Annotated in this window: 20 protein-coding genes; 7 read left to right on the plus strand and 13 right to left on the minus strand. The window is 39.8% G+C overall.

Features of this window, described 5'->3' with window-relative positions:
• Positions 1-377: 377 nt before the first annotated feature.
• Positions 378-1,310 carry a DHH family phosphoesterase gene (locus OCV27_RS18470; RefSeq protein WP_125323014.1) on the plus strand — a complete coding sequence of 311 codons (933 nt, stop codon included), beginning with the start codon at positions 378-380 and terminating at the stop codon, positions 1,308-1,310.
• A 21-nt stretch (positions 1,311-1,331) separates the two neighbouring features.
• On the opposite strand, the gene OCV27_RS18475 is transcribed toward OCV27_RS18470, so the two are convergent.
• The 3 genes from OCV27_RS18475 to OCV27_RS18485 form a co-directional block, all read right to left on the minus strand.
• Entirely contained in the window at positions 1,332-2,435 is a 1,104-nt protein-coding gene (locus OCV27_RS18475) for a hypothetical protein (protein ID WP_125323015.1), read from the minus strand.
• Between the two features lie 188 nt (positions 2,436-2,623).
• Entirely contained in the window at positions 2,624-3,640 is a 1,017-nt protein-coding gene (locus OCV27_RS18480) for a GGDEF domain-containing protein (protein WP_125323016.1), read from the minus strand.
• A gap of 137 nt (positions 3,641-3,777) precedes the next feature.
• Entirely contained in the window at positions 3,778-4,713 is a 936-nt protein-coding gene (locus OCV27_RS18485; protein WP_125323017.1) for a chemotaxis protein, read from the minus strand.
• Between the two features lie 194 nt (positions 4,714-4,907).
• Here OCV27_RS18485 and OCV27_RS18490 point away from each other — a divergent pair, with 194 nt between their 5' ends.
• Positions 4,908-5,186: a peptidylprolyl isomerase gene (locus OCV27_RS18490; protein ID WP_125323018.1), complete on the plus strand. Its 279-nt coding sequence runs from the start codon at positions 4,908-4,910 to the stop codon at positions 5,184-5,186.
• Positions 5,187-5,280: 94 nt separating this feature from the next.
• Here OCV27_RS18490 and OCV27_RS18495 read toward each other — a convergent pair whose 3' ends face one another.
• Positions 5,281-7,455, minus strand: a complete 2,175-nt coding sequence (locus tag OCV27_RS18495) for a glycosyl hydrolase family 18 protein (protein WP_125323019.1) — start codon at positions 7,453-7,455, stop codon at positions 5,281-5,283.
• 591 nt (positions 7,456-8,046) lie between these two features.
• Between OCV27_RS18495 and OCV27_RS18500 the strand changes: the two genes are divergently transcribed.
• A complete protein-coding gene (locus OCV27_RS18500; RefSeq protein ID WP_337969438.1) occupies positions 8,047-8,787 on the plus strand; it encodes a substrate-binding periplasmic protein in 741 nt (246 codons plus the stop codon).
• A gap of 90 nt (positions 8,788-8,877) precedes the next feature.
• On the opposite strand, the gene ltaE is transcribed toward OCV27_RS18500, so the two are convergent.
• Both ltaE and OCV27_RS18510 read right to left on the minus strand, forming a co-directional pair.
• Positions 8,878-9,885, minus strand: coding sequence for a low-specificity L-threonine aldolase (gene ltaE / locus OCV27_RS18505; RefSeq protein ID WP_125322891.1), 1,008 nt, complete (start codon positions 9,883-9,885; stop codon positions 8,878-8,880).
• A gap of 11 nt (positions 9,886-9,896) precedes the next feature.
• The gene (locus tag OCV27_RS18510) at positions 9,897-10,421 is read right to left on the minus strand and encodes an NUDIX hydrolase (RefSeq protein WP_125322890.1); all 525 of its coding nucleotides are present in this window, start codon (positions 10,419-10,421) and stop codon (positions 9,897-9,899) included.
• Positions 10,422-10,693: 272 nt separating this feature from the next.
• Between OCV27_RS18510 and OCV27_RS18515 the strand changes: the two genes are divergently transcribed.
• Complete coding sequence (locus OCV27_RS18515) at positions 10,694-12,352, plus strand: ATPase RavA domain-containing protein (RefSeq protein ID WP_125322889.1); 1,659 nt, start codon at positions 10,694-10,696, stop codon at positions 12,350-12,352.
• A gap of 11 nt (positions 12,353-12,363) precedes the next feature.
• Positions 12,364-13,809: an ATPase RavA stimulator ViaA gene (gene viaA, locus OCV27_RS18520; RefSeq protein ID WP_125322888.1), complete on the plus strand. Its 1,446-nt coding sequence runs from the start codon at positions 12,364-12,366 to the stop codon at positions 13,807-13,809.
• Between the two features lie 14 nt (positions 13,810-13,823).
• On the opposite strand, the gene emrD is transcribed toward viaA, so the two are convergent.
• The 4 genes from emrD to OCV27_RS18540 all read right to left on the minus strand — a co-directional run bounded on the left by emrD (position 13,824) and on the right by OCV27_RS18540 (position 17,330).
• The gene (gene emrD, locus OCV27_RS18525) at positions 13,824-15,029 is read right to left on the minus strand and encodes a multidrug efflux MFS transporter EmrD (protein ID WP_125322887.1); all 1,206 of its coding nucleotides are present in this window, start codon (positions 15,027-15,029) and stop codon (positions 13,824-13,826) included.
• A 218-nt stretch (positions 15,030-15,247) separates the two neighbouring features.
• The gene (locus tag OCV27_RS18530; RefSeq protein WP_125322886.1) at positions 15,248-15,556 is read right to left on the minus strand and encodes a cysteine-rich CWC family protein; all 309 of its coding nucleotides are present in this window, start codon (positions 15,554-15,556) and stop codon (positions 15,248-15,250) included.
• Between the two features lie 173 nt (positions 15,557-15,729).
• Entirely contained in the window at positions 15,730-16,776 is a 1,047-nt protein-coding gene (locus OCV27_RS18535; RefSeq protein WP_125322885.1) for a GGDEF domain-containing protein, read from the minus strand.
• 77 nt (positions 16,777-16,853) lie between these two features.
• Positions 16,854-17,330, minus strand: a complete 477-nt coding sequence (locus tag OCV27_RS18540) for a MarR family winged helix-turn-helix transcriptional regulator (protein WP_125322884.1) — start codon at positions 17,328-17,330, stop codon at positions 16,854-16,856.
• A 412-nt stretch (positions 17,331-17,742) separates the two neighbouring features.
• Between OCV27_RS18540 and OCV27_RS18545 the strand changes: the two genes are divergently transcribed.
• Positions 17,743-19,320, plus strand: a complete 1,578-nt coding sequence (locus OCV27_RS18545) for a BCCT family transporter (RefSeq protein ID WP_125322883.1) — start codon at positions 17,743-17,745, stop codon at positions 19,318-19,320.
• Between the two features lie 42 nt (positions 19,321-19,362).
• Here the strand turns inward: OCV27_RS18545 and OCV27_RS18550 are convergent, their stop codons facing one another.
• The 3 genes from OCV27_RS18550 to cueR all read right to left on the minus strand — a co-directional run bounded on the left by OCV27_RS18550 (position 19,363) and on the right by cueR (position 22,473).
• The gene (locus OCV27_RS18550; RefSeq protein ID WP_125322882.1) at positions 19,363-20,082 is read right to left on the minus strand and encodes a 3'-5' exonuclease; all 720 of its coding nucleotides are present in this window, start codon (positions 20,080-20,082) and stop codon (positions 19,363-19,365) included.
• A gap of 7 nt (positions 20,083-20,089) precedes the next feature.
• Entirely contained in the window at positions 20,090-21,979 is a 1,890-nt protein-coding gene (locus OCV27_RS18555; protein ID WP_125322881.1) for a DUF294 nucleotidyltransferase-like domain-containing protein, read from the minus strand.
• Positions 21,980-22,086: 107 nt separating this feature from the next.
• Positions 22,087-22,473, minus strand: coding sequence for a Cu(I)-responsive transcriptional regulator (gene cueR / locus OCV27_RS18560; RefSeq protein WP_125322880.1), 387 nt, complete (start codon positions 22,471-22,473; stop codon positions 22,087-22,089).
• Positions 22,474-22,743: 270 nt separating this feature from the next.
• Here cueR and OCV27_RS18565 point away from each other — a divergent pair, with 270 nt between their 5' ends.
• Positions 22,744-23,937, plus strand: coding sequence for an acetate/propionate family kinase (locus tag OCV27_RS18565; RefSeq protein WP_125323207.1), 1,194 nt, complete (start codon positions 22,744-22,746; stop codon positions 23,935-23,937).
• The last annotated feature ends 35 nt before the right edge of the window (positions 23,938-23,972 follow it).

Raw genomic sequence — 23,972 nt, forward strand, 5'->3', positions numbered from 1 at the left:
CAATAGCTCCATTGATTAGAATACTCTTTGATTTTTCTGACATAACAGCTTTTGTATCTAGGTGCTGTTGGTGAGTAGTAGAGTGTTCATGTTCCATAAAGATAACCCATTTTATGACTAATCTATGATTTCAATGGCATTTTATTGTGAGTTTTTCATCAATTTTCATCAATAAAAACAGTGTTCAATTACAGCGTATTTGCCTAATATATTTATGCTGGTAATAAAGTGCGTGGAAAAAGCGTTACGTAAGTTTGTTAAACAATCGAAGGAGTCTAAACTAAAGGTAGGTTTAAAATACCTATCTATCAGTTAGACTTTAAATATGATGAAACTTTGTTCGTCAGACTGGGAAGTATAGAGATAAGGATGTACAGATGCCGAAAAAAAAACATCGTTTAGTAACACGTAGCGATTTTGATGGTTTAGTGTGCGCGGTTTTATTTAAGCAGCTTGGTCTCATTGATGATATAAAGTTTGTCCACCCTAAAGATATGCAGGACGGTTTAGTTGAGATTACCTCACTAGATATAGTGACTAACTTGCCATATGTTAAAGAGGCCCATCTTGTATTCGATCATCATTTATCAGAGACTATCCGAAATCCGGGAGAGCGACCTAACCATATCATAGATCCTGACGCACCTTCAGCAGCTAGGGTTGTATGGGAGCATTATGATGGAGACAAAGTGTTTCCTAAAGCATGGCTAGGTATGATGGAAGCGGTTGATAAAGGCGACTCTGCACAGTTTACACGTGATGAGGTGTTAGACTCGACAGGGTGGAACCTGCTTAATTTTCTTATGGATGCTAGAACTGGGCTCGGGCGTTTTAGGGACTTTAGAATTTCCAATTATAATTTGATGATGGATCTTATCGATTATTGCACGACGCATACCATTGAGGAAATCCTAGAGCATCCTGATGTTGCAGAGAGGATAGAACTTTATAAAGAGCATGAGAATTTATTCAAGCAACAAATACAACGTTGTGCGACTGTACATAACAATTTGGTTGTATTGGATCTCACAGGAGAAGAGACAATTTATGCGGGTAATCGTTTTATGATTTACGCTTTATACCCACAATGCAATATTTCCATTCATAAGTTGTGGGGTTTTCAGAAGAAAAATACTGTATTTGCAACTGGAAAATCAATCTTTGATAGAAGTTCAAAGACCAATGTGGGTGAATTAATGCTGAAAAATGGAGGGGGAGGCCATAAAGCTGCAGGGACCTGCCAAATTGAGAATGACAAAGCTGAACAAGTCTTGCAAGAACTTATTGGCTCTATTACCGCAGACGGATGAGATTTAAAGTGTCATTAAGCTTTACTCGGCCTTGTTACCTTCTTGATTGCTGAACCAGTAATTGTTAATTGCCGTCAAAAATTTGTTAAATGATACTTCATTTGTTGCATCACTGACTGCTTTGGTCGTGGTACTTAACGTCTCTGTTATACTATCTAATGGGTTACCAAAAGAATTAGTGAATGCAGTATTTAGTTTGGCAGGTGTTACGGTCTGTTGGGCTGTAGTCATGGCATCGTAAACATCAATCACGGGATTGCAAGTATCAAACACCTTATTTACATGTTCAATATTAGCTAATGCCCCTGGTGTTCGTGCTCTTAATACTGAAATAAAGCCCGCAGTGATAGCGTAGCCGAGTTTGTGCCGTTTTGATTTAGTGTAATCTTTATCTATTTTTGAACTAGATTTTGCGACGAACGTATCTGCTTTCTTATTGAACTGAGAACTTACCATTTCCCTAAAGCGGACATTCTTTATCTCTGGTTGATCCAGTATTGAGCTTTTGATTCCTGCTGTAACTTTATGAAGCTTTTGTGATTTCCAACCTTTTATTGGTTCATTAGAAGTAGATGGTTGCGATAGGCTACTTTTAATGTATTGGTATACTTTTCTATATACAAAACGTTTGTTTTTTGATAGTGATTGGTAGTAATCATCTCGTCCTTTTGCTTGTGAGCCAATTTCCCCCAAAATAGCGTATTCTGCCAGAGATTTTAGTAATTTATTATTGATACCAGTAATATTGAAGCTTTCATCACTGATACTATCGATCATTGCATGAGCGAATATACGGCCAATAAACTTTCCAATGCTATTGGTTTTGGAGTTTTGTGCGAGTCTATCTAATCGCGATACAGCTAAAGAGTTACTGTTTGTTTGGGGTATAAGGGTATGTGTATAACTTTTTAGTTCCTGATGCTGGACATGCACGGATTTTGTTGTTTGCCTATCTTGACGAGATAAAACGTTCCTTTGATTTACGCGTTCTTTATCGACGTTTTGAGTAACGCAACTTATACTTCGCACAAACTCAGCTTGGCTGGTTATATCGCCAGTAGAACCAGTAGAACCAGCAGAAGGTGCCAAATCCTTGATCGAGGTGGCTATATATTTGAACGACATAAGAACTACTCAATAAGTTATCTACAATTTAGTCATTAAGTCTACTCCTTGCTCAGTATAGTGTAATAAGATTATTTCTGAAATTTTATACCGCTCAGTATTTATAAATACTTAGATTGATTTGATATACTTTAAGGTGACGAAACGCTTTGCCAAATTTTCGTCTATATATCAACAAAATATTATTCTTAAATTGGCATTACGCGATTACGACCAAGTTCTTTAGCTTCATAGAGGAGTTTGTCGACTCTTTCTATGAGTGACTCTGGTGCTTCTCCGCGTTGCAGTTCTGCAACACCAAATGAAGCTGTTATACTGCCAACCGATTGGCCTGAACGTCTGTCTTTGACAGAGAGTTTTTCAATGGACCGTCGCAAACTATCTGCGAATTGGCGAGCAATCCTAAGTTGTTTGTTGGGAACTATTAAAGCAAACTCCTCTCCGCCATATCGGTAGGCATGAATACCGTCTCTACTACTGATCTGAAAACGTTTAGCAATGCCCTTTAATACGGCATCACCAAACAAATGTCCGTAGTTGTCGTTTAAGCTTTTGAAATGGTCTATATCGGCTAATATAAGGCACATTGTTTGTTCTGCTTGACACAATGCATTGATATCGTTGTCAAATGACCTTCGATTATAAAGACTAGTTAGTCCGTCGAATAAGGCATCCTGTTGGACCTTGGCAAGTTGATTTTTTAACCTTTGAATTTCACTTGCAGCAGTTTCAAGCTGGTTATTTAAAAAGCTTGTTGAATTTCTTATTTGTTTAGATTCAGAAATTAATTGGCGGATGATTTTAGTTACATCATCGATTGATATTGCTTTGTCTTCAAATTTCTCAAGGTTTTCAAAACCTTTATCTATAACTTGGGAAAAATGAGACGTACCAGAAAGAGTATCTGTCATCGACGAGGCCACTTGATTGACCAGCACTTCAACATTAGCTTTTAACTCCTTCATATCCGTTTCTGAACGACTCGCAACGTAGCTATCATAGAGTTGCTTACTCGCTGCTGGTGGGCACAAGCCGTAATTCTCGATGATTGCTTCCAGTTCTTGATTCATTTCTGGAATTGCATTATCTACATATGTATACCACAACGCATAGTTTGCTGGCGTTGCAGCAACATGGTTTTGCATCATAAGTGGGACAGCTTTTTTTAAGTTAGCAGTCGATTTTTTGAAATCGTCATCTAGCATCTTTTGATTAAAATTCTGTGTTAACTACCCAATAGCTTAAGATTAGCGGATCTGAGCATGAGCTGCTTGGGTTAATAGGTATAAAAAATGAACTTTGCTTTGATATTAATAAGTTATCAAACAGTTTAATTGATTTATTAAACCTGTAGCTCGAGATTTTTGACTATATGACTGTTTTCCAGTTGCTCCGAACCACGCAGCATCGCTTTGACTAAATCTCCCGCATTAAACTTTTCTAGTGCTTCATGTGCTCCAACTTGACGGGCCCTATCGACACAAATTTCACTCGAAAGAGAGGTATGTAGAATGGTGTAGGCTTTACTTAAATTATGGTCACTTTGTATTTCAAAAGCGAGTTCATAGCCATCTAGGCCGGGCATTTCAATATCGCTCACCAATAGCTGGATTGGCTGGCCTCGTTCAGACTCTTCACGCATTAGTGTTAGGGCTTCGACACCATTATTACGGATTTGATAGCCTATGTTAATGCTGTCTAATGCATCTGAGAGTTGTTTTCTGGCAATTGAAGAGTCATCAACCAACAGAATTCGTAGAGCTTTTAGTTTTTCTCTTTCTACGTCGGTTAGCATAGGGATGTTATTCGATTCGTACTGTGGGTAGATTTTTGATAAAAGCAGCTCAACGTCTAGCATTTGAACAATTTGCTCTTCGAATCGAGTGATACCAGTAACGAATACATTTTTACCAGTGGCTTTAGGAGAACATTCTATTGATTTCCAGTCACACTCAATGATCTTTTCAATAGAGCGGATCATAAACGCTACTACGGTTCTCAGGCAGTCGGTAACAATCAAATAGCATGAAGCATATTCTTCTGGCTGAATAGGTCTTAAACCAATTGCAGCCGGCATGTTGATGACTGGGATAGTATTGTTGCGAATCGTCACTGCACCTATAACGTGGTGGTGAGAATATGGTATTTGAGTAGTAGGTTGGTACGGTACAATTTCTCGTACTTTTAGCGTTCCAATAGCGAACAATTGCTTGCTATGGGTAAGGGTAAACATCAACATTCCTTGTGATTGGTTTGCTTTACTGATTGTTTTTACCATATTCCGAAACACTCCAGTTGTATATTCTTCCCATTGAGATATTAACGCATTTGTTTTTCTAATCAATCTAACATTGTACATTTAGTTGATAAATTGATTTCTTTGGTTAAATTTTAACCTATTGCAGTGGTGTTTTCACTCTATTTCGCTACAATGTGCGTCTATACGTACCGTCGATTTAGCGAGATCAATATATGGCTAATACTGCCGCAGCTTTACATATTTTGGTAAAGCATAAAGAACAAGCTGAAGATATAATAAAACAGCTTAAGAAGGGAGCTAAATTCCAGACTTTAGCCAAGAAATATTCCACTTGTCCTTCAGCTAAAAAGGGTGGAGATTTGGGTGAATTCCGTAAGGGTCAGATGGTTCCGCAATTCGATAAAGTGTGCTTTCAGGGGGAGACCCTCATACCTCATTTAGTAAAGACCAAATTTGGATGGCATGTAGTGAAGGTTTTGTACAGAACCTAAAGTATATATTTAATACAAATATTGTAACGTCGTCGATAATACATTGAAAAAGCTCATCTTTTTAGATGAGCTTTTCGTTTATGTGAGCATAAATCTATTGGCAGTGTGCTTCGCCTATATTTAACCACACATCTGATGATGCATTTGGCTCATTACCTTGTGTCCACCACTTAGCTTGCCAACGTGAGCCATTATGATCCACTTCGTCACCTCCGTTATAAATACCTGCTGCTGTCCAAGGAAGTTCAACCTCAGAAGTAAGGGTCCAAGACTGTGTAGCAGGCGTCGGCTCATCTTTGTTCCACCACTTTGCTGTATAGACCAGACCGTTATGGTTGACTGTTTCGGTTGTGTAAACTTGCCCGCTCACCCATGCTGGAACATTGTCAGCCTCAGGGTCAGTTTGAGAACATGAACCACCACCTCCTGTGTTGCCATCTTCAGATGCTTGGTTTTTGACAACGATGGTATCAGTATTTTCTAAACCTTCAGGATCTGTCACGGTAAGGCTAAATGTATAGGACGTATCTTCTTCAACTTCAGGGGCAACAAATGAAGGTGTAGCGAGATTAGCTCCTGTTAAACTAACTTCAGAACCGTTAATTTGAACCCAAGCATAAGATAGTGCTTTACCTTCAGGATCATAAGAAGCTGAACCACTCAAGTGTACGGTGACCTCACCCTCGACTTCCTTATCTTTACCTGCATTCGCAACGGGAGCAAGGTTAGGGCCGGGGTTGACAGAGTCATCCGTAATGCCGGTTAGTGCTTTACAAGCTTCTTCAGATAATGTTGTCTCATTTTTATCGATGAAACCACAAGCCTTAACAATATTAGTCATGTCTAGAGTTGTATTTACAACACGATACCCCAATCCTTCACGCGCTGCATTGATATGATAGCCAGGATCATGATCAACCATCCAATTGAAAATACCGCCGAGATTGCGATTTTTAGCGTAAGCGGCTTTAGCATAAACACTTCTAGGTGTATCGATACTTAGAAATTGATTAGTCACTTTATTAAATAAAAAGTCAGCGTTTGTATCGATATCTGTGTAGATTTCATAGCCTTCTAAGCCTTGACCACCCATTTGATTAAAGGTCACAAGCTTGTCGGCATAGTCGTACAATTCTGATACACCTGTGTCATAACTCTTATTTGTTGAAGTTCCCGGAGTGAAAGAACCAATTAGAGGGGAAACACTTTGTAAGTCGACAGCACCAGCATTTCTACTGTAATTAGCATAACCGATTTGAATCGATGTGGATGGTATGCCTAACACATCAATCATATAGTCAATGGATTTTTCAGCAGAGTTGAAACTTTCATCATTTTTGAACGCTTCGCCCGAAAGATTAGTATGATGCGCTAGTTTATCTTGCCACTCTCCCATGAAGTCATAGGTCATTAAATGTACGTAATCTAAACCATTATCGATTAATGCTTTAATGTTAGAAGCATCCAACTTACTTGCTGGCGCACCGGCTGCGATTGCAATCTTCTTCTCTGGTATTCCGGCGGCGACTAAAGCAGCTCGAAGTTCCTTTATGAGAAGAGTATAGTTTTCCCCATCCTGCTCTGACCATGAGTTACCACTTGCACCGCCACCACCAGGGTATTCCCAGTCGATATCAATTTGGTCAAACATCGGGTATAAAGTAAACCATTGGATAGCGCTATCTATGAATACCTTTCGTGATTGTGGTGAGCTTGCCATACGAGAAAACGGCTCAGAAAGTGACCATCCGCCAACGCTAAAAGCTAGCTCTAGATTAGGGTCTTCTTTTTTCATATCTCGCAGTACGCCGATTAAGCCACCTGCATATTTTTGTCCAGTTTCAAAACTAGCGGGACCTTGTAACTCACTATTCCAATGCCCGTTACCACCACCATAATCAGCTTGATAGTCAGAATTGGGGTCAGTAAAGACAATTGTATAGTCAGGATAATTATTTCGAGCACAAATGCTGGCCACTGATGTCACAGCAGATGTGATAGCTGGGTCACCAACTTTAGATCCACAAATACCCATAAATGAATAAACTAATTTGTCGTATTTCCCTTTTATGTCGTTAATATTAAAGCCACGCTCATAGACTCCCCAGTTTGATAGGTAACCAGCGACGGGAACTAAGGCATCATTACGTTCGTAGGTATTAAATACTTTTTCTGCATCGCTCCATCTAGGGCTGGTAAATGCTGAAGTACTCATAGAACTGAGAGCAATTAGAACGGCTAAACTTGATAACTTGATAGGTGTCTTCATCTTACTATTCTCATTAGTGATTCAACGCTAGTTATGTAGTGAAAAAGCTTTCAATTATGACTAGACAATTAATTTAATATTCATAAAACTAATTAATTTACTCCATTAATCAGAATATGGACTGGCCTACATACTATGTATTAATAACTCCGATTAGCAGGCATTTAAAATTTAGCTTTTATTTTAATTAATGAGAAAAGGTTAGGTTTAACTATGCGAGCTGCCTATGTTTTATACTATTTTTCATTATTTTTTAGAGGAAAATTTAACTATTTTATGATTGGCTAATAATAGAGTTAAAACTTTAAATAACGTTATTATCGTCATTATAAATATATGTTCAAGTTGACAAATTAAACAATTAAAATAAATAGGTATAATATCACGTATTTCATTTGTTATTTAAATGGGTTATTTTTTGTGTAAATAAAATTCAAAATTAGTTATTAAGTAGCTGTATTAATTTTTTCCATTGATATTTATTATGCTTTTGTCTCATGTTTTTCTTATCTGAAAGAATAATTTTGAATAGTAGTCTATAATTAAATTTTCAAAAATTAACTTAGAAATTACTATGTTGTTTAGCCTAAAATGTTACGTTTTTTTCTTGTAAACATACTGATTTTTTCACACTTGTCTTGGGCGAAAATTCCAAGAGTTATCCATCTTACTAATGGGGAGTGGCCTCCTTATCTGTCTAAAAGCTTACCTAATGGTGGACCATCCTCTCAAGTGATTGTTGAGGCATTTAGGCTTCAAGGTATAGAGGTAATATGGGGATGGTACCCTTGGGCACGTTCATACATATTGGCAAAGGAGGGTGAGTATGATGGCACTGTGATTTGGTCTGTTAACGAGGAGCGTAAGGAGTATTTCTTATACACGGTTCCAGTACTAGAAGAGAAACGGGTGTTATTTCATCTTGTTACTAAACCTATCGAATGGAGAACAATGAATGACCTCAGTAAATATGAGATAGGCGCGACAGTTGGTTACCAGTATTCAAAAGATTTTCAGGAAGCTGAAGCGCAAGGTATTCTTAAGGTGCGTCGAATAGCAAAAGAAAGTAATAACTTCAAAATGTTAATCGCAAATCGTGTGGATCTTGTTATTGCTACTTATAGAGTGGGTTACGCGCTTATTGCTTCAAAGTTATCAGAAAATGAAGGCAATATGATTACCCATAATAATAGGTATGTTGACATTCAACATTGGAGTGTATTAATTTCTAAAAAAAACCAATATGGTGATTATTTTATCGAACAGTTTAATTATGGATTTAAGAAATTAGTCGAATCTGGAAGATACGATGAAATTATGAAAAATAGATAATAATTGGTTTTTTATGTCATGATTATTGTTACCACTTTAGCCTATCAATATTATCAGGCTAAAGTGTTGCTATTTAATTGTAACTATCTATTAAGCTAGATATATTCTAATTTTTTCAACAAGAAAATTTACATCTGCCTCGGATACGTCTTTATGAGTAACAAACCTGATAGGGTTGCCAGGGCTAATAATAATGCCTTCGTTACTTAATTTCTTAGCGATAGCATGTATATTAATATTGGAATCAATTTTGGCAAAAACTATATTGGTTTGAACAAAATCAGGATTAACATGAATGCACGGTAGTTCGTTGAGCTTAGTTGCAAGCAGCTTAGCATTAGCATGGTCGGTTTTGAGCTGAGTTACTTGTTCTGTTAAAGCCAGTTTACCTGCGGCGGCGAGAATACCCGCTTGTCTCATACCACCGCCTACCATCTTACGTAAGCGCCGAGCCTTGGCGATGAAGTCCTTACTACCCAAAAGCAATGAACCTATAGGCGCAGAAAGCCCTTTTGATAGACAAACGGTCATCGAGTCGAAGTGTTTCGCTATTTCTATAATATCAATATCAAGCGCGACGGCCGCATTATAGGCTCGGGCACCATCTAGGTGAAGCGCCAGCTCGTGTTGGTCACAAAACTCACGTGCTTTGGCCAAATAGCTTAGTGGTAATACTTTACCATTGATGGTGTTTTCGATACTGAGTAACTTAGTCCGAGCAAAATGGCTGTCATTAGGCTTAATAGCTGCCCTAAGTTTATCGAAATCAAGAGTACCATCTGGATTGTTCTCTACGGGTTGAGGTTGAATTGACCCCAATACCGCCGCACCACCTGCTTCATATTTGTAGTTATGGGCTTGTTGGCCGCACAAGTATTCATCGCCTCTTTCACAGTGTGCCATTAAACCCAGTAAGTTAGCCTGCGTGCCTGATGTCGTAAAAAGGGCAGCCTCAAAGCCATGCCTTTCTGCGGCCCATACTTCTAAATCGTTGACAGTCGGGTCGTCACCATAGACATCATCGCCCACAGGAGCATTAGCTATTGCTCGTCGCATTGCCGGGGTAGGTTGAGTAACGGTATCCGAGCGGAAATCCATGTGCATAACTCCTATATATATTCACATAATTTAGCCTTACTTAAACATGCGATGGTTTTAGCATCTGTAATTTCCCCATCGATAATCTTTTGCTCGATCTCTGCAAAAGGAAAACACACGACCTCTATAACTTCATCATCGTCACACATAAGCTGCTGAACCTCTGACAAACCTTTGGCAATGAATAAATGTTGGATTTCATCGCAAAAGCCTGGCAAAGGTGTTACTTGTCCCAGAGATATCATAGTTTCAGCATGGTAACCAGTCTCTTCTGCTAATTCTCTTACTGCACAAAGTTCAACAGGTTCATTTTTTTCAACCGTACCTGCTGGCAACTCAAGTAGCCACTTTCTGACAGAAGGACGATATTGATTGACGAGCATAATGTTACCGTTGGGTAAGATTGGCAGTATAACGGCAGCGCCTGGGTGAGAAATCGTGGTATGGGTTATAACTTTACCGCTAGGTAACGTTGTCTTTAGTTCTTGGAGGGAAATTCCCTTCCAAGTGTGGAGAATTTTCAAAGCTGAGTCCATATTATTTATAAGTTAGTTATTAATTGAGATGTGACGATAATTAAGACCATCATCTCTTTAAAAAAGTTATTAGACATTATGTCTCAAACCTTAGACACTGTTACAGTGATTTGTGTCCCAAATTTGGAATCATAGTTTTCAAAGTGTTACATGGAAAATGCTTCTGACCAAAAGGCCGATCAAAATAAAAAAATCCACTTGTAACAGGGTGATAACAAATGTATAAAGCTAAGCATGTTGAAAATGCTAGTTAAAATTCAGAGGAGCACACTATGATGAGCCCTACTAGAGTGTCCCACTCGCAAAAAGCCTTGCTCTCTGAACGAATTACCAAACTCGCTCAAGCTCTATCTGATGGTGTATACGAACGCGAGGACACAATTAAAATGTGCCTACTCGCTGCACTGGCTGGTGAGAGTGTTTTCTTGCTAGGTCCTCCAGGTATTGCTAAAAGTTTAATTGCCAAAAGGCTTATCCAAGCATTCGATAATGCATCGTATTTTGATTATTTAATGACCCGTTTTTCGACTCCTGAAGAAGTATTTGGGCCACTTAGTATTCAAGAGCTAAAGGACAATGGCCGCTATGTTCGTTTAACAGAAGGTTACTTACCTACCGCTGAGGTCGTTTTTCTCGATGAAATATGGAAAGCTGGTCCAGCGATACTTAATACTCTACTGACTGTTGTGAATGAAAAGACTTTCAAAAATGGTAGTGATATAGCAAAAGTTCCCATGCGTTTATTAGTATCAGCATCCAATGAATTACCGGATGAAGATAGTGGTTTAGAAGCCTTGTATGACCGGATGCTAGTTCGGGTTTTTGTTAATCGAATACAAAACAAACAAAACTTCAAATCTTTGCTGACTGTTGGTACTAAACAGGAAGCGAGCATACCTGAAGGTTTAGCTATTACAGAGCAAGAATATCATCAGTGGCAATCTGAGCTTGAAGAGTTAGAGCTGAGTGATGCTACATTTGAAAAGCTGTATACGTTAAAAGAGATGTTAGAAGAGACTGCCACACAAGATAAGGTAACTGACGAAGCAGAGATGTATGTTTCTGATAGGCGTTGGAAAAAAGCCGTTAAATTACTAAAAGCCAGTGCATTTTTTAATGGGCGGGATGAAGTCAATCCGTTAGATTTATTATTGCTACAGGATTGCTTATGGAATAGTCCTGAATCGCGTGAAGTAGTGCAAAGCGTAATAAAACAGTTTGCCCTGACGTATGCTTTTGATCAGCAGGATGTTGAGCAGCAGATTAATTTGTGTAGAGATGAATTAACTGAAGTTCAAGACGAGCTAGAATCTGAGTTTGGAATGATACTCTCAGTTGAGTCAACAACAGGACTGTTGAAAAAACAAATACATAGCTATAAGGTTACAGACGCCAACTTATACAAAGTTGGCAATTCGGCAGGCTTGGTAAAGTTGGTCTTACTACAGAGTAATTTATCGGTTTCGGAGTCTGAAAAAGGTGACAGTCGCTGGGTCTATGTGCCAAAAACTGAACTAGAAAAGATTATTAAAGAAGGGCATGGTGATGTCTACGGTTATGTAAATAAAAATACCAATCTATGCAGAATTCGATTCGATATAGATGCTGCAAACAAGCTAGTCATTAAAGATATCGCAAATCGTGCTGTACTTGTGTCAGTAGTTACTAATAAAGGACTAGAAGACATATTGTATAAAGGTTGGTTAAACAAATCTGAGCAGGCATTGGAGAAGCTTACACAAGCTGAGCACCATCTACTTAAAGTACGCTCCAATTTCCATGGCGCATTACCGCATAGTTTTATTGATCAAGATATTCCAATAGCTATGGAAGCAAGCCTGCAGAACATTCAGCAAGTACTAGAATCGACGAAAACTGAATGCGAGCGGACAGTGCTACGTTTCAGACAACTGAATCAATTCTTTTTATGAGAGCGTTTTAGATGTTGGGTGCAGATGGTTTAAATTTAGCCTTAATGATTGCTGATTCAGGAATTATTGATACTGCAGTGAACGATTTACTGGCACGATCTCAAGTGATGACGTTAACAGAAAATAGGGGGGTGAGAACAAAAGTCAAAAATCACCTCTTGAAATGGCGAGGCAACGTTAAAAAACGCATCACTAATGTTTGCGAGACCGAGAGGTTCCAACAAGAGATAGCTTTATATCAGGAAGTCATTTATTGGGACGAAAAGAGGTTTTTTAAAAAAATTCCCGATGTCATTAAACAGCTTGAGTGGCACTCAGCTTTTTATCTCAAAGCGCGTCGGTTAATTGAGAAGAATAAGGGTATCTACAACCCCATGTTTCCGCATTACTTTTGTGAACAATGGTATCAAAGCCTGTCAGATGCAATTCGTCAGGCCCAAGTTTCAGAACTGGAGGTTAGCAAAGAAAAAGTGCTTAAAGACCTTTATCAGCGGATGGAAACCATGAAAAGCATGGACGGGGTTACTGAAGAAGGCGATGAAAATACTCTTGGTCGACTCTGGGATATGGCGGCGGCTAAATTAAGTAAAACAGATTTATCTGCCATGAAGCGTCATGCGGAGTTTTTGAAAAAAAATCACGCCTTACAAGAGATTGCTCAGCAGCTAGGGCGTATGGCTCATGAGGTTAATGATCCTAACCTCAATCGAGCACCTACCGATGACATTCAGATGGTTGAGGAAAAGTCTGATGAAGCAACAGATGATATCGTCGGTATCCATGAAAGCGATGATTTGAACAAGCTTTTACCCAATGAAGCTCTATTTTTGGCTTACCCTGAACTGGAAGTCGTTTTCTACAAGCACTTAGTCGATAAGCGATTAATGAATTATAGAATGCAGGGTAAATCACGTACTTTGCGTAAAGTTAAAGCTCATCGGCCTGATAACAAGAAAGCAGATGTGGAAAAAGGCCCATTTATTGTGTGTGTTGATTCTTCTGGTTCAATGAGTGGTTTTCCTGAGCAATGTGCCAAAGCAATTTCATATGCTCTTATGCAAATTGCCCTAGCAGAAGATCGAGATTGCTTTGTGATTCTATTTTCCACTGAGCAAATCACTTATCAGCTTACTCGTCAAGATGGCCTAAGAGAAGCGAGTGATTTTTTAACATACAGTTTCCACGGCGGTACGGACTTAGAGCCTGTACTTATGAAGTCGATTGATTTGATGCACGGGGAAAGATACAAAAATGCTGATATGGTTGTGATTTCAGATTTTATTGCACCAAAACAATCTGTAGAGCTTGAGCAGCATGTGGTTCAATTGAAAAAAAATCATAATCGTTTTCACGCTATATGCCTTTCCAAATATGGTAATCCTGAGCTAATGTCCTTATTTGATCACTGCTGGTCTTATCACCCTAATTGGGTTGGTCGAATTATTAAAAAATGGTGAGCAATTTTTATAGCTTAAGCGGTGAGTGGGCTCTGATTGGATGGGTTTTGACTTTGGTAGCCACGGAGTAGTCCAAATATAGCCAAAAGCGACATCAAAAGCATTAGAAAGCCTAGTGGCATCTGGTCAGGGGACGGGATTACTGATGCGAACAAAGTTGCTAGACCAGCACCGAGGTTTTGAATACCTCCCAAGAGAGCTCCCGCTGTTCCTGCATGATAAGGGAAAGGAGAAAGAGCGCCAGTGGTCGCTGCTGGGAAAAGAATACCAGCTCCGAGGAAATAGATGGTAGCGCCGCCAACAAGTGTTACTGCATCAGTTAGCCCCATTAGTCCGGGAATTAGAACCACGAGTGAACCCACTACAATAGCAACCAATCCCATTTTTAATGCGGACTTCTCATTTTTTTTGCTCGTGATCACGCTAGATAGTGCCGCTCCGACGAGATATCCCGGAATTGGAATAACAAATAACATGCTCACTGATGTCGCAGGAAGTTTTAGCACGCCACCTAAAAGGACCCCAGCGGCAGCTTCAAATATAGCGACACCGGAAAATGTTGCGACCAAGCAAAGTAAGTAACCCTGGAATTTTTTGTTAGACAGGACGTAGCTGTAGCTATGTAGAACTGCATCACGACGGCGTCTAGCTGCGGGAAGTGTTTCGTCGAAGCGAGTCAATGTAGTAATCACCACTGCAATACTAAATAAGGATAAAAACAGGTAGCTTGATCGCCAGCCGAAGCTTTCAGTTAAATACCCTCCTAACACAGGTGCTAATAGAGGAGAAAAAATGATACACATGCTTATTAGGCTGTTGACTTTATGAAGGTCAGAACCAGAAAACACATCACGTGAAAGCGTTCTACACATTGCCCCACCGCTACCAATTCCTATTCCCTGAATAAAGCTACCTACCAAAAAAAATTCAAAATTATGAGAGAATAAAGCGAGGGTACTGCCGATTATATAGATACATAATCCAACTATTATTATTGGTTTACGACCAAAGCGATCGGAAAGTGGGCCATAAGCAAATTGTGACAAACCATAGGGAATAAGGTAGCAGGCCATGACGGCTTGTAGCGCTGCTGGAGAGACAAGAAACTCATCGGCCATATAGCCAATTGATGGCACAAACATTGTTTGTGTCATTTGGCCAACCGCGGCTAAAAGCGCGGTAAATAAAATAAGTTTAATAACTTTAGGTGATGCGTGCATTTCAACTAACCAGGATACTCATAAGTAAATGACACAATTGAACTTTATGGCTAATCCCTATATAAATGTTGATTCTAAGGGATGCTTTTGCGAAGAATGTTAGAGGTAATATGGCTAATTTGCAATCAAATATGTGATCACAAGCAAGAAAAAATTCAATCAATTAGATTAGAAAAAATAATGATTAAGCTTGATTGATAAGAGTCCCACAAACAATTTTAGGCTAAATTCAGTTTACTCAGGCATTGTCTACATAAGCATGCATTATTTTCTAAGCTTAAAGGTATGGCACGGGTTTCGAGTGAGAAACACCAACATGTTTGTTTTCCTTGGCTAATATCACAGGTTGCAGGCTCGTTACATGAAGGGCAAAGATGGCTAGATGCATTACCTGTAAGTGTGTTTATGATGTTGTCTCTCTTTGAATCTGACAAGTTTTTCCAACTTACAATTTCATCCATTGTTCTGTAGCAACCGTTACATATACCACCATTGTTTTGGCATGCTGCAATACAGGGTGTTTTCAAGTTGTTCTCCAAATGCGAATGTAGCAAGAATAGAACACGTAATCCTAAACGGTATCAGTAGAACTGCAATCATTATTAAGCATTTATATAAAAAATCTTTCTTTCTGCCCTAAAGTATTAATCTGATAGATATTTTTGAGATTCAGCCATAACTGGCAGTAACTGTTGCTTTATTAGCGTAAGTAGCTTGGGGTTTCTTTTTGTTTGTCAGAAGGAGTAGGGCCACTAAATAATGAGACTTTATCTCTACCATTATGTTTAGATTGGTAAAGGGCTATGTCTGCACGTTTTACCCAGTTTTCCATGTTTTCTGATGCAAGGAATTGAGCAACACCTGAGCTTATAGTTACTAAGGCTCCTTCTGGGTATTGAGTTTGTTTTACATGCTGACTTATATATATCATTGCTTTTTTAGTGGAAAACTGGTCTTTTTGTGGAAATATCAGTAAAAACTCATCGCCACCGAGTCGAAAAAGTAAGTCAGATTCTTCCATATGCCGATATATAACACCAACAACTTGCTTGATTACTTTATCTCCCACATCATGGCCATATTGGTCATTTACATTTTTAAAATTGTCTATATCAATGAGTGCAACTGCTGAAGTTGGGTACAAATTACTTACGTTTTCAAGATGAGTTTGAAGTTCATGACGATTGAGTGCACCTGTCATACTATCTCGTTCAGAAAGATATCGCAGTTCCTTTTGTAACCTTTTTATTGCCTGTACAATGACATGAGCGATGACCGCGGTTGCAAGAAGAGAAAATGCGTATCTGGATGTTGTTGCTAAATGTTGATGAGGGAACGCAGCGATAGTGCAGCCTATTAGCAAGGTGATATTAGCACTCAACGCAATTTTTGATGGTAAGAGAAAAACGACGCTGATAATAATTGGAAAAACCCAGTACGTAGCAAGTGTACCAAAAATATGAATGGCCATAATGATGGATGTGATGAGCAAGATAAGGGGTAAGGTATGGCCGAAAAACCCCTTTCGTTTATACACAATAGCCGTAACTTCTAGCAATAATGTGATCTCGAAGGAAAGCAAGATAGCGCCAAGCATAATTTCGCCAATCAGAATGTTGTTTATCCCAATTGGCACAAAGAAAATTAGGGTTGTTGCCGCAACAAACTTCAGTACTTGCTTTTGCCGGCGTATATCCAGAATAGCGTCGGTATGATGGTCAGCCTGAAGTTTGTGATTTTTATCCATAGAGTACCCAGAGTGAAAGTTTCACCTTGTATAAAACGTAACTCTAAAGTAGTGCTAAATCAATTTTACAAGTAACGTTATTCAGGTGTAGTAATACTTCCTATCTCTAAAACAGGTGCAACGTCGATGTCTTCAGCATTCATCATTGATGAAATACGTTGAACTGAGGATAAGAGTAAAGATTGTTCCCACTCTTCAAGTCTTTGAAATTTATTGATAAAGTTTTGCTGGAGTGGTGTGGGAGCTTGCTCTAATACTATTACCCCTTTCTCCGTTAAATGAGCATGAACTTTACGCTTGTCATGTACGCTACGCACACGCTTGACTATTTCATTACGTTCGAGTCGATCTAAAATCGTTGTCGCTGTTGCTTGGCTCATGTTTGTATGGTTTGAAAGTTCACGAATCGTGACTTCACCGAGCTCTCTTATAGAGCGCATCAAAATTAATTGTGGTCCAGTTAAACCAGACTCCTTACTTAGTCTTTTCGAATGCAGATCAATTGCACGGATAATCTGTCGAATCGATATAAGAACTTCTTCGTGCTTTTCCAATGTTGTTCCTTATATTAGTAAAGCGGATGGAGGCGAAAATACATGAAATTTAGCATGAAATGAAGTACATCAAACCATAATTTTTATCCTAGCCTACTATTTCAGTGGATGGAATAGGGGTTATAGGAATACATCTGGTCATTTTATCGATAAATGTGATGTGGTCAAATGTTTAGAAGTCAAACATAATATGAATTCTTATCTCATCCTCTATTGATTATATTATCGACTGTCAACCTTAACTTTTGTCTAAAAAATAGACAAATGACGGTAAAGTACTGGAATGATCTGTATCTACACGTACAATAACTCGTAATTGATTAAGCCTTGATATAGAGATAATTGTTTTTATCACTAATGATTTTTCTATCTGAAGGTTTGGTCAGGGAAGAAAACCAGTAAGAGAGGACGAATGACTAAAGGTATAGATAAGTATAGTATCAACAGCACCGACTACACAGTAGGGCAAGATAATGTCCAAAAGTGGGGTTTTGATGTCCATAACCCTGTATTTGGAATCAGTGCAGGTCTTATAGGCTTGTTCCTAATTATGACTGCGGTGATGGATGCAGAATCTGCGAAAGCAGTACTAGATGGAGTCAAATGGAAGATTATTGGAAATTTTGACTGGTTATTTATCTGGTCGGGCAACATATTTGTACTATTTTGTATAGCTCTAATTGTAACGCCACTTGGCAAAATTCGCTTAGGAGGCGAAAATGCCACGGCGGATTACTCCTATGTATCTTGGCTATCAATGCTGTTTGCTGCTGGGATGGGAATCGGTCTAATGTTTTGGAGCGTTGCTGAGCCCGTTGCTTACTTTACCGGCTGGTATGAGACGCCTCTTGGTGTTGAGGCCAATACAGCGGAAGCCGCAAAACTTGCGATGGGTGCCACCATGTATCACTGGGGCTTACACCCTTGGGCTATTTATGGTGTTGTAGCTTTATCGCTGGCGTTTTTTGCTTATAACAAAGGGCTTCCACTTTCGATACGATCTATTTTCTACCCAATTTTAGGTGATAGAGCTTGGGGTTGGGCCGGCCACATTGTTGATATTCTTGCAGTACTAGCAACGCTATTTGGTCTTGCAACCTCACTTGGGTTAGGTGCGCAGCAGGCTGCCAGTGGTATTCACCATGTTTTTGGCTTTGAGGCAAACATGGGTCTTCAAGTGGTAGTGATCACTATAGTGACTTTGCTTGCAGTCGTATCAGTGATCCGTGGTATTGATGGTGGTGTCAAGGTTATCAGTAATATTAACATGATCATTGCATTCCTATTGCTGATCATGGTCGCTTTAATTGGATATGCTGTCGCATTTGGTAATATTGGCACCACCTTAATGGCTTACATTGAAAATATTATCCCTCTCAGTAATCCTCACGGGCGTGAAGATGAAGCTTGGTTCCAAGGTTGGACAGTATTCTATTGGGCTTGGTGGATTTCATGGTCGCCATTTGTCGGTATGTTCATTGCGCGCGTATCTAAAGGTAGAACAGTCAGGGAATTTTTGATTGCTGTGCTGATTGTTCCATCATTGGTAACATTACTTTGGATGTCGGTATTTGGTGGTATAGCCATTGATCAAGTTGTTAATAACATTGGTGAGCTGGGGGCTAATGGCCTAACTGATGTTTCTTTAGCTATGTTCCAGATGTTTGATGTATTACCTTTTGGTAGTGTGTTATCTGTTATCGCTGTTATTTTGGTATTGGTGTTCTTTATTACCTCATCAGATTCAGGCTCTTTGGTTATTGATAGTATTACGTCGGGCGGTAAAGTGGATGCGCCTGTTCTGCAACGAGTCTTCTGGGCCTTTATGGAAGGGGCAATTGCAGTCGCCTTACTTTGGATTGGTGGTACAGAAGCAGTACAAGGGCTTCAAGCCGGCGCTATCTCAACTGCGCTTCCCTTTACTTTTGTGTTGCTATTGATGTGCGTGAGTCTTCTTATGGGGATGCGTACAGAGCAATACCAGCGTTAAAAATACCTTCTATCGAAAAGGGGACGAGTAATCGTCCCTTTTTTATATCCAGACTTCCTCAAGTTTTGTTGTACGTTGGTAGTGGTGAGCTATCTGAGCTTGCAGTAGCTCTGCGGTGGCAACGGCATCCGTGAGAGCATGATGTGGGGTATAATTGGGCAGGCCATAGCGCATACGGCTTGTTCCAAGTCTGACGGATTCGGGCTTTTTACCAAATAAACTTTTTATAAAGCCACCATTCGCCTGCTGTTGGTAGGTTGTTTCAAGGTGCATAGTATCGACAACTGGAAATTCTATACCTTCATTTATACGGTCTTTTAGTGCTTGGTCGAAAAACTCCCTTTCAATTCGTTGATAATGCACAACCATGACTTTTCCTGCCATTTGTTCGAGAACTTGGTCGTAGATTTCAATTAGATCAGGCGCATCGAGAATATCACTATGAGTGATACCGTGGATAATTACCGATTCTTCAGCAAGTTGCTGGCGAGGGCGCACTGTCCAGTGACGGGCTTGCTTGAGAAATATTCTATTGAGGTTAAACGGTACCGTACCTATGGTGATGATACCGTCTTGTTTAGAATCTAACCCGGTTGTTTCAAAGTCCATCGCCAAGAAAGTGATATCTTCCAAAGAAGTATCTGAGTTAGGCGTACCAGCCGCATAATACTTTTTGAGAGCAGCATCTTGGCTGCTTTGTTGTTTCATATGAAACGTTTTATGCCAGTTAAGATCAGAGCTATTCATTATCTTATTTATCATCTAGCGCCTACTTAAAGTTATTACTGGCTTGATAACGGAATTTGAGAAAATTCTGGGCGTTACTGAGTATTTGGAAAGCATCTTTAAGGTTACGGCGCTCGAAATCAGACAAGTTCTCTGGCTCTATATTGTTATCAGGCTCAATCTCATTTTCGACGTCATAAGCTTGGTGACGTATGCGCACCATGGAGATAAACTCTAGTGCATCTTTGAGATCACGAGCTTTTCCTTTTGGCAAAATACCAGCTTCATGGATATCATCCAAGCGTTCGAACGAATTTGTTGAACGTGAACCAACTGCAAGCGCATGGACCCGAATCAGATCAGCAAGTGGTGCTGTTCCTCTACGTTTCAGGTTTATCGAGTTTTTATGCTGACCATCTTGCTCCATCACAAAGGCTTTAAAAAAGCCAAGAGGAGGTGTTCGGTTCATCGCATTGCGAGCTAAACAGGCAAGAAAGCGGTTATTTTTGCGCGCCCGCCTAATAATAAATCCATTCAGTTGTTCTGCCCATTTCAATCGACCATAGACACCCACGAGATCGAAGAAAATCGAGGCATTGAGTAAAGCCTTAGGGTTAGGATCATCAATCCAGTCCGAGAAGCATTCCTCCCATTCTGTACGTGTCATACGCCAGACAGGATTGGTCGCCATAATATCGCCAGTGCAGTATGTGTAACCACATTTATCCAAACCGTCGCAGATTTTTTCCGCTAAAGCAGCAAAATATTGTCCATGCTTGTCACTATCGTAAGTGTTATCTAGGATGATTGCGTTGTCTTGATCTGTGACCAGTATTTGCTCGTCACGCCCCATAGAGCCGAGCGCAAGGAAGCAATAAGGGATCGGTGGTTCGCCAAGTTCCTCTTCTGCGAGTTCGATGATTCTTTGTTTAAAGCTTTTACCGATAACCGACATCGCACTGCCAACCATGTGTGAATTGGCATCTTCATTCACTAGTCGTACGAAGCTGTCTTTGACTTGCTCGGCGAGTGAAGATAGCTCTTCAATAGACTGCTGCTGATAAATACTGCTCACTAGTAATAAAGAGTTTTGAGACTCATAGCGGACAATATCTGTAGTTTCAATAATGCCAATTGGTTTTTTGTCTTTTAAAACAGGTAGGTGATGAACGTTATAACGAAGCATGGTGAGCATTGCTTCATAGACATAGGCATTATGATCAAGAGAAATAACCTCAGTGGTCATAACACTAGACACAGGATCATTTGGGTCTAGACCCTCGGCCAGTACGCGTGTACATAAGTCTCTATCAGTAATAATTCCGACAAGGGGAGACTGATCTTCTTCGTTATCTTCAAGGATATTTGGGTCTATCACCAATAGTGATGAAACATTCTCATCCGCCATTTTGACCGCAGCATTTTGAATGGTTTCATCTTTCTCAAGAAATGGTGTCTCGCCTTTTAAAAGTGTGCGAACTTTGGAGGTGGTGAGATCGTTTTGTTCATTAGTACTTGATACTGCTTGGCGAAGGCGAGCTGTATCTTCTACCTCGACAAAATCTGCAAAGGTTTCGTGGTTATCATACAGCTCCTGAAACACAGGCTCAGGTATGCAATATAGAAGAGTATCTTTGATAGCTTTGGCAGGGAAACGTACTTTGTTGTTAGTTAGAAGCCCCATTTGTCCGAATAATGCGCCTTCATCGAGACGGTTGTATAATTCACCTTTGCGCCTGTACACTTCGACTACGCCACTTCGCACCATGTAAATATCATGGATCTCGTCGCCAAAGTGGATTACAGGCGTATCTTGACGAAAATAAGAAATCTCAACATGCTTGGTAACGAAGTTAATTACGTCATCGTCGAGCTCATCAAACGGTGGGTGTTGTAACAGGAAATTCTTTATATCCAGTAATTCTGCTTCCATCAAGGTGTCCGATGTAACCGTAGTATCTTACAATGTTACATGATCTGGTGCAGGACTTCATGGTAGGCAGCTCAAAACACATATAAATATGAGTTTGAGTATTTGGACTATTTAGTTAGATCTTCAATTATTGGGCAACTACTTCCTTCATCTCCAGGGCAAGCATTGATCCAAGTGGTCAGTTGTTGCTGTATCTCATGCAGTTGACAGATCTTTACTTCCACTTCATTAAGCTTTTGTTGAGCTTTTTGTTTTACTTCACGACTTGTACGCATTGGATTTTGGGCAAGCTCAACAAATTCTTTGCATTCTTGAAGTGAAAAGCCAGCATTTTTGGCGCGAGAGACCAAATTAAGCTCTTGGACATGTGTGTCATCGTACTCACGATAGCCTGCATCACTTCGAATCGGTGGGCTTATCACGCACTTTTCCTCATAAAGACGAATTGATTTACTCGATAAGCCAGTTAGTTTTGCTACGGCTCCTATATTCATGCTGACCTCTGCTACTTTTTTAGTCTGATATCGGATGAAATATTACTTAAGTCTTTTTGAATCACAAGTAAATTATGGCCTGTTCTAACTCAACGATAAATGAATAAATTTCATTTAGAAATTAAATTGTAGCTTGTGTTGGATCAACGAAAATTGGTTTGCTTAGTTCTATATACTTAAGAAAAGTTGAAGTTTTAAAAAAATATTGAGTAATATAACCGTATGTAAGGAAGTTTTACTCCTATTCTGACATATAACAGGATTTACCTAATGCCAAATTCGTTTGTTCTCGTGATTAACTCAGGGAGTTCTTCTCTTAAATTTGCCGTTATTGATTCTTCGACAGGCGAAGAGGTTATTACTGGCTTGGGCGAGTGCTTTGGCCTAGCTGAGGCTGTCATTAGCTGGCAACACCAAGGTACCAAATCGCGACATGAGATCAAGGCGAAAGATAACCATCATGAGTATGCGATTGAGCAAATTGTAACGCTTATAGAATCCTTAGGGCTTTCAAAACAATTGGTTGCAGTAGGGCACCGAATCGTCCACGGCGGTGAAAAGTTTACTTCCACGGTTCGCATTGATGACGAGGTACTGACTGAAATTGATGCTTTGTCTGCACTTGCTCCGCTGCACAACCCTGCGGGAGTCAAAGGAATTAAGGCAGCGTTAATTGCATTTCCAACCCTTCCCCAGTTTGCTGTTTTTGATACTGCATTCCACCAGAGCATGCCAGATAAAGCCTTTACCTATGGTATTCCACAACAGCTATACAAAGAACATGGCATTCGCCGCTATGGTTTTCACGGTACTAGCCACTTTTATGTCAGCCGTGAAGCGGCGAAAATGCTTGGTCAGCCTGCTGAAGAGTCAAATATTATATCGGTGCACTTAGGCAATGGTGCCTCGGTGTGCGCCGTTAGTGGTGGCTGCTCTGTTGATACCTCTATGGGTTTTACTCCACTGGCTGGGCTTATGATGGGCTCGCGCTGCGGGGATTTAGATTCGGGGATCATTGAATTTTTAATTAAAAAAGGCTGGAGTCAAGAAAGTGTATTTGAAACCTTAAATAAAAAGTCTGGTTTTCTGGGCGTCTCTGGCCTGACTTCCGATGCTCGGGGAATACTTGAAGCTATTGAAGAAGGGCATAAGGGCGCAAAATTAGCGTTTGATGTATTTACTTACCGAGTTGCGAAATATATAGCGGCGTATCTTGTTCCGCTTGATAAGCTTGATGCGATAGTCTTTACCGGTGGTATTGGTGAAAATGCACTGCCGATACGCAGCGAAATCATTAAAAATCTTAGGTTGCTTGGCTTTGTGGAAGACGTAGTAGCCAATCAAGCCGCTCGGTTTGGCCAATCTGGCATTATCGCCAAATCCGATTTGCTTGGCGCCGTTGTCATGGTGATTCCAACCAATGAAGAATATGTGATTGCCAAGCAATCGGTTGAACTTCTGTAATTCTATTTTCCCTAAGCACAAAGCGAGCTGAGTCG

This window comes from Vibrio pectenicida (genome assembly GCA_024347015.1).
Classification (GTDB): Bacteria; Pseudomonadota; Gammaproteobacteria; order Enterobacterales; family Vibrionaceae; genus Vibrio; species Vibrio pectenicida.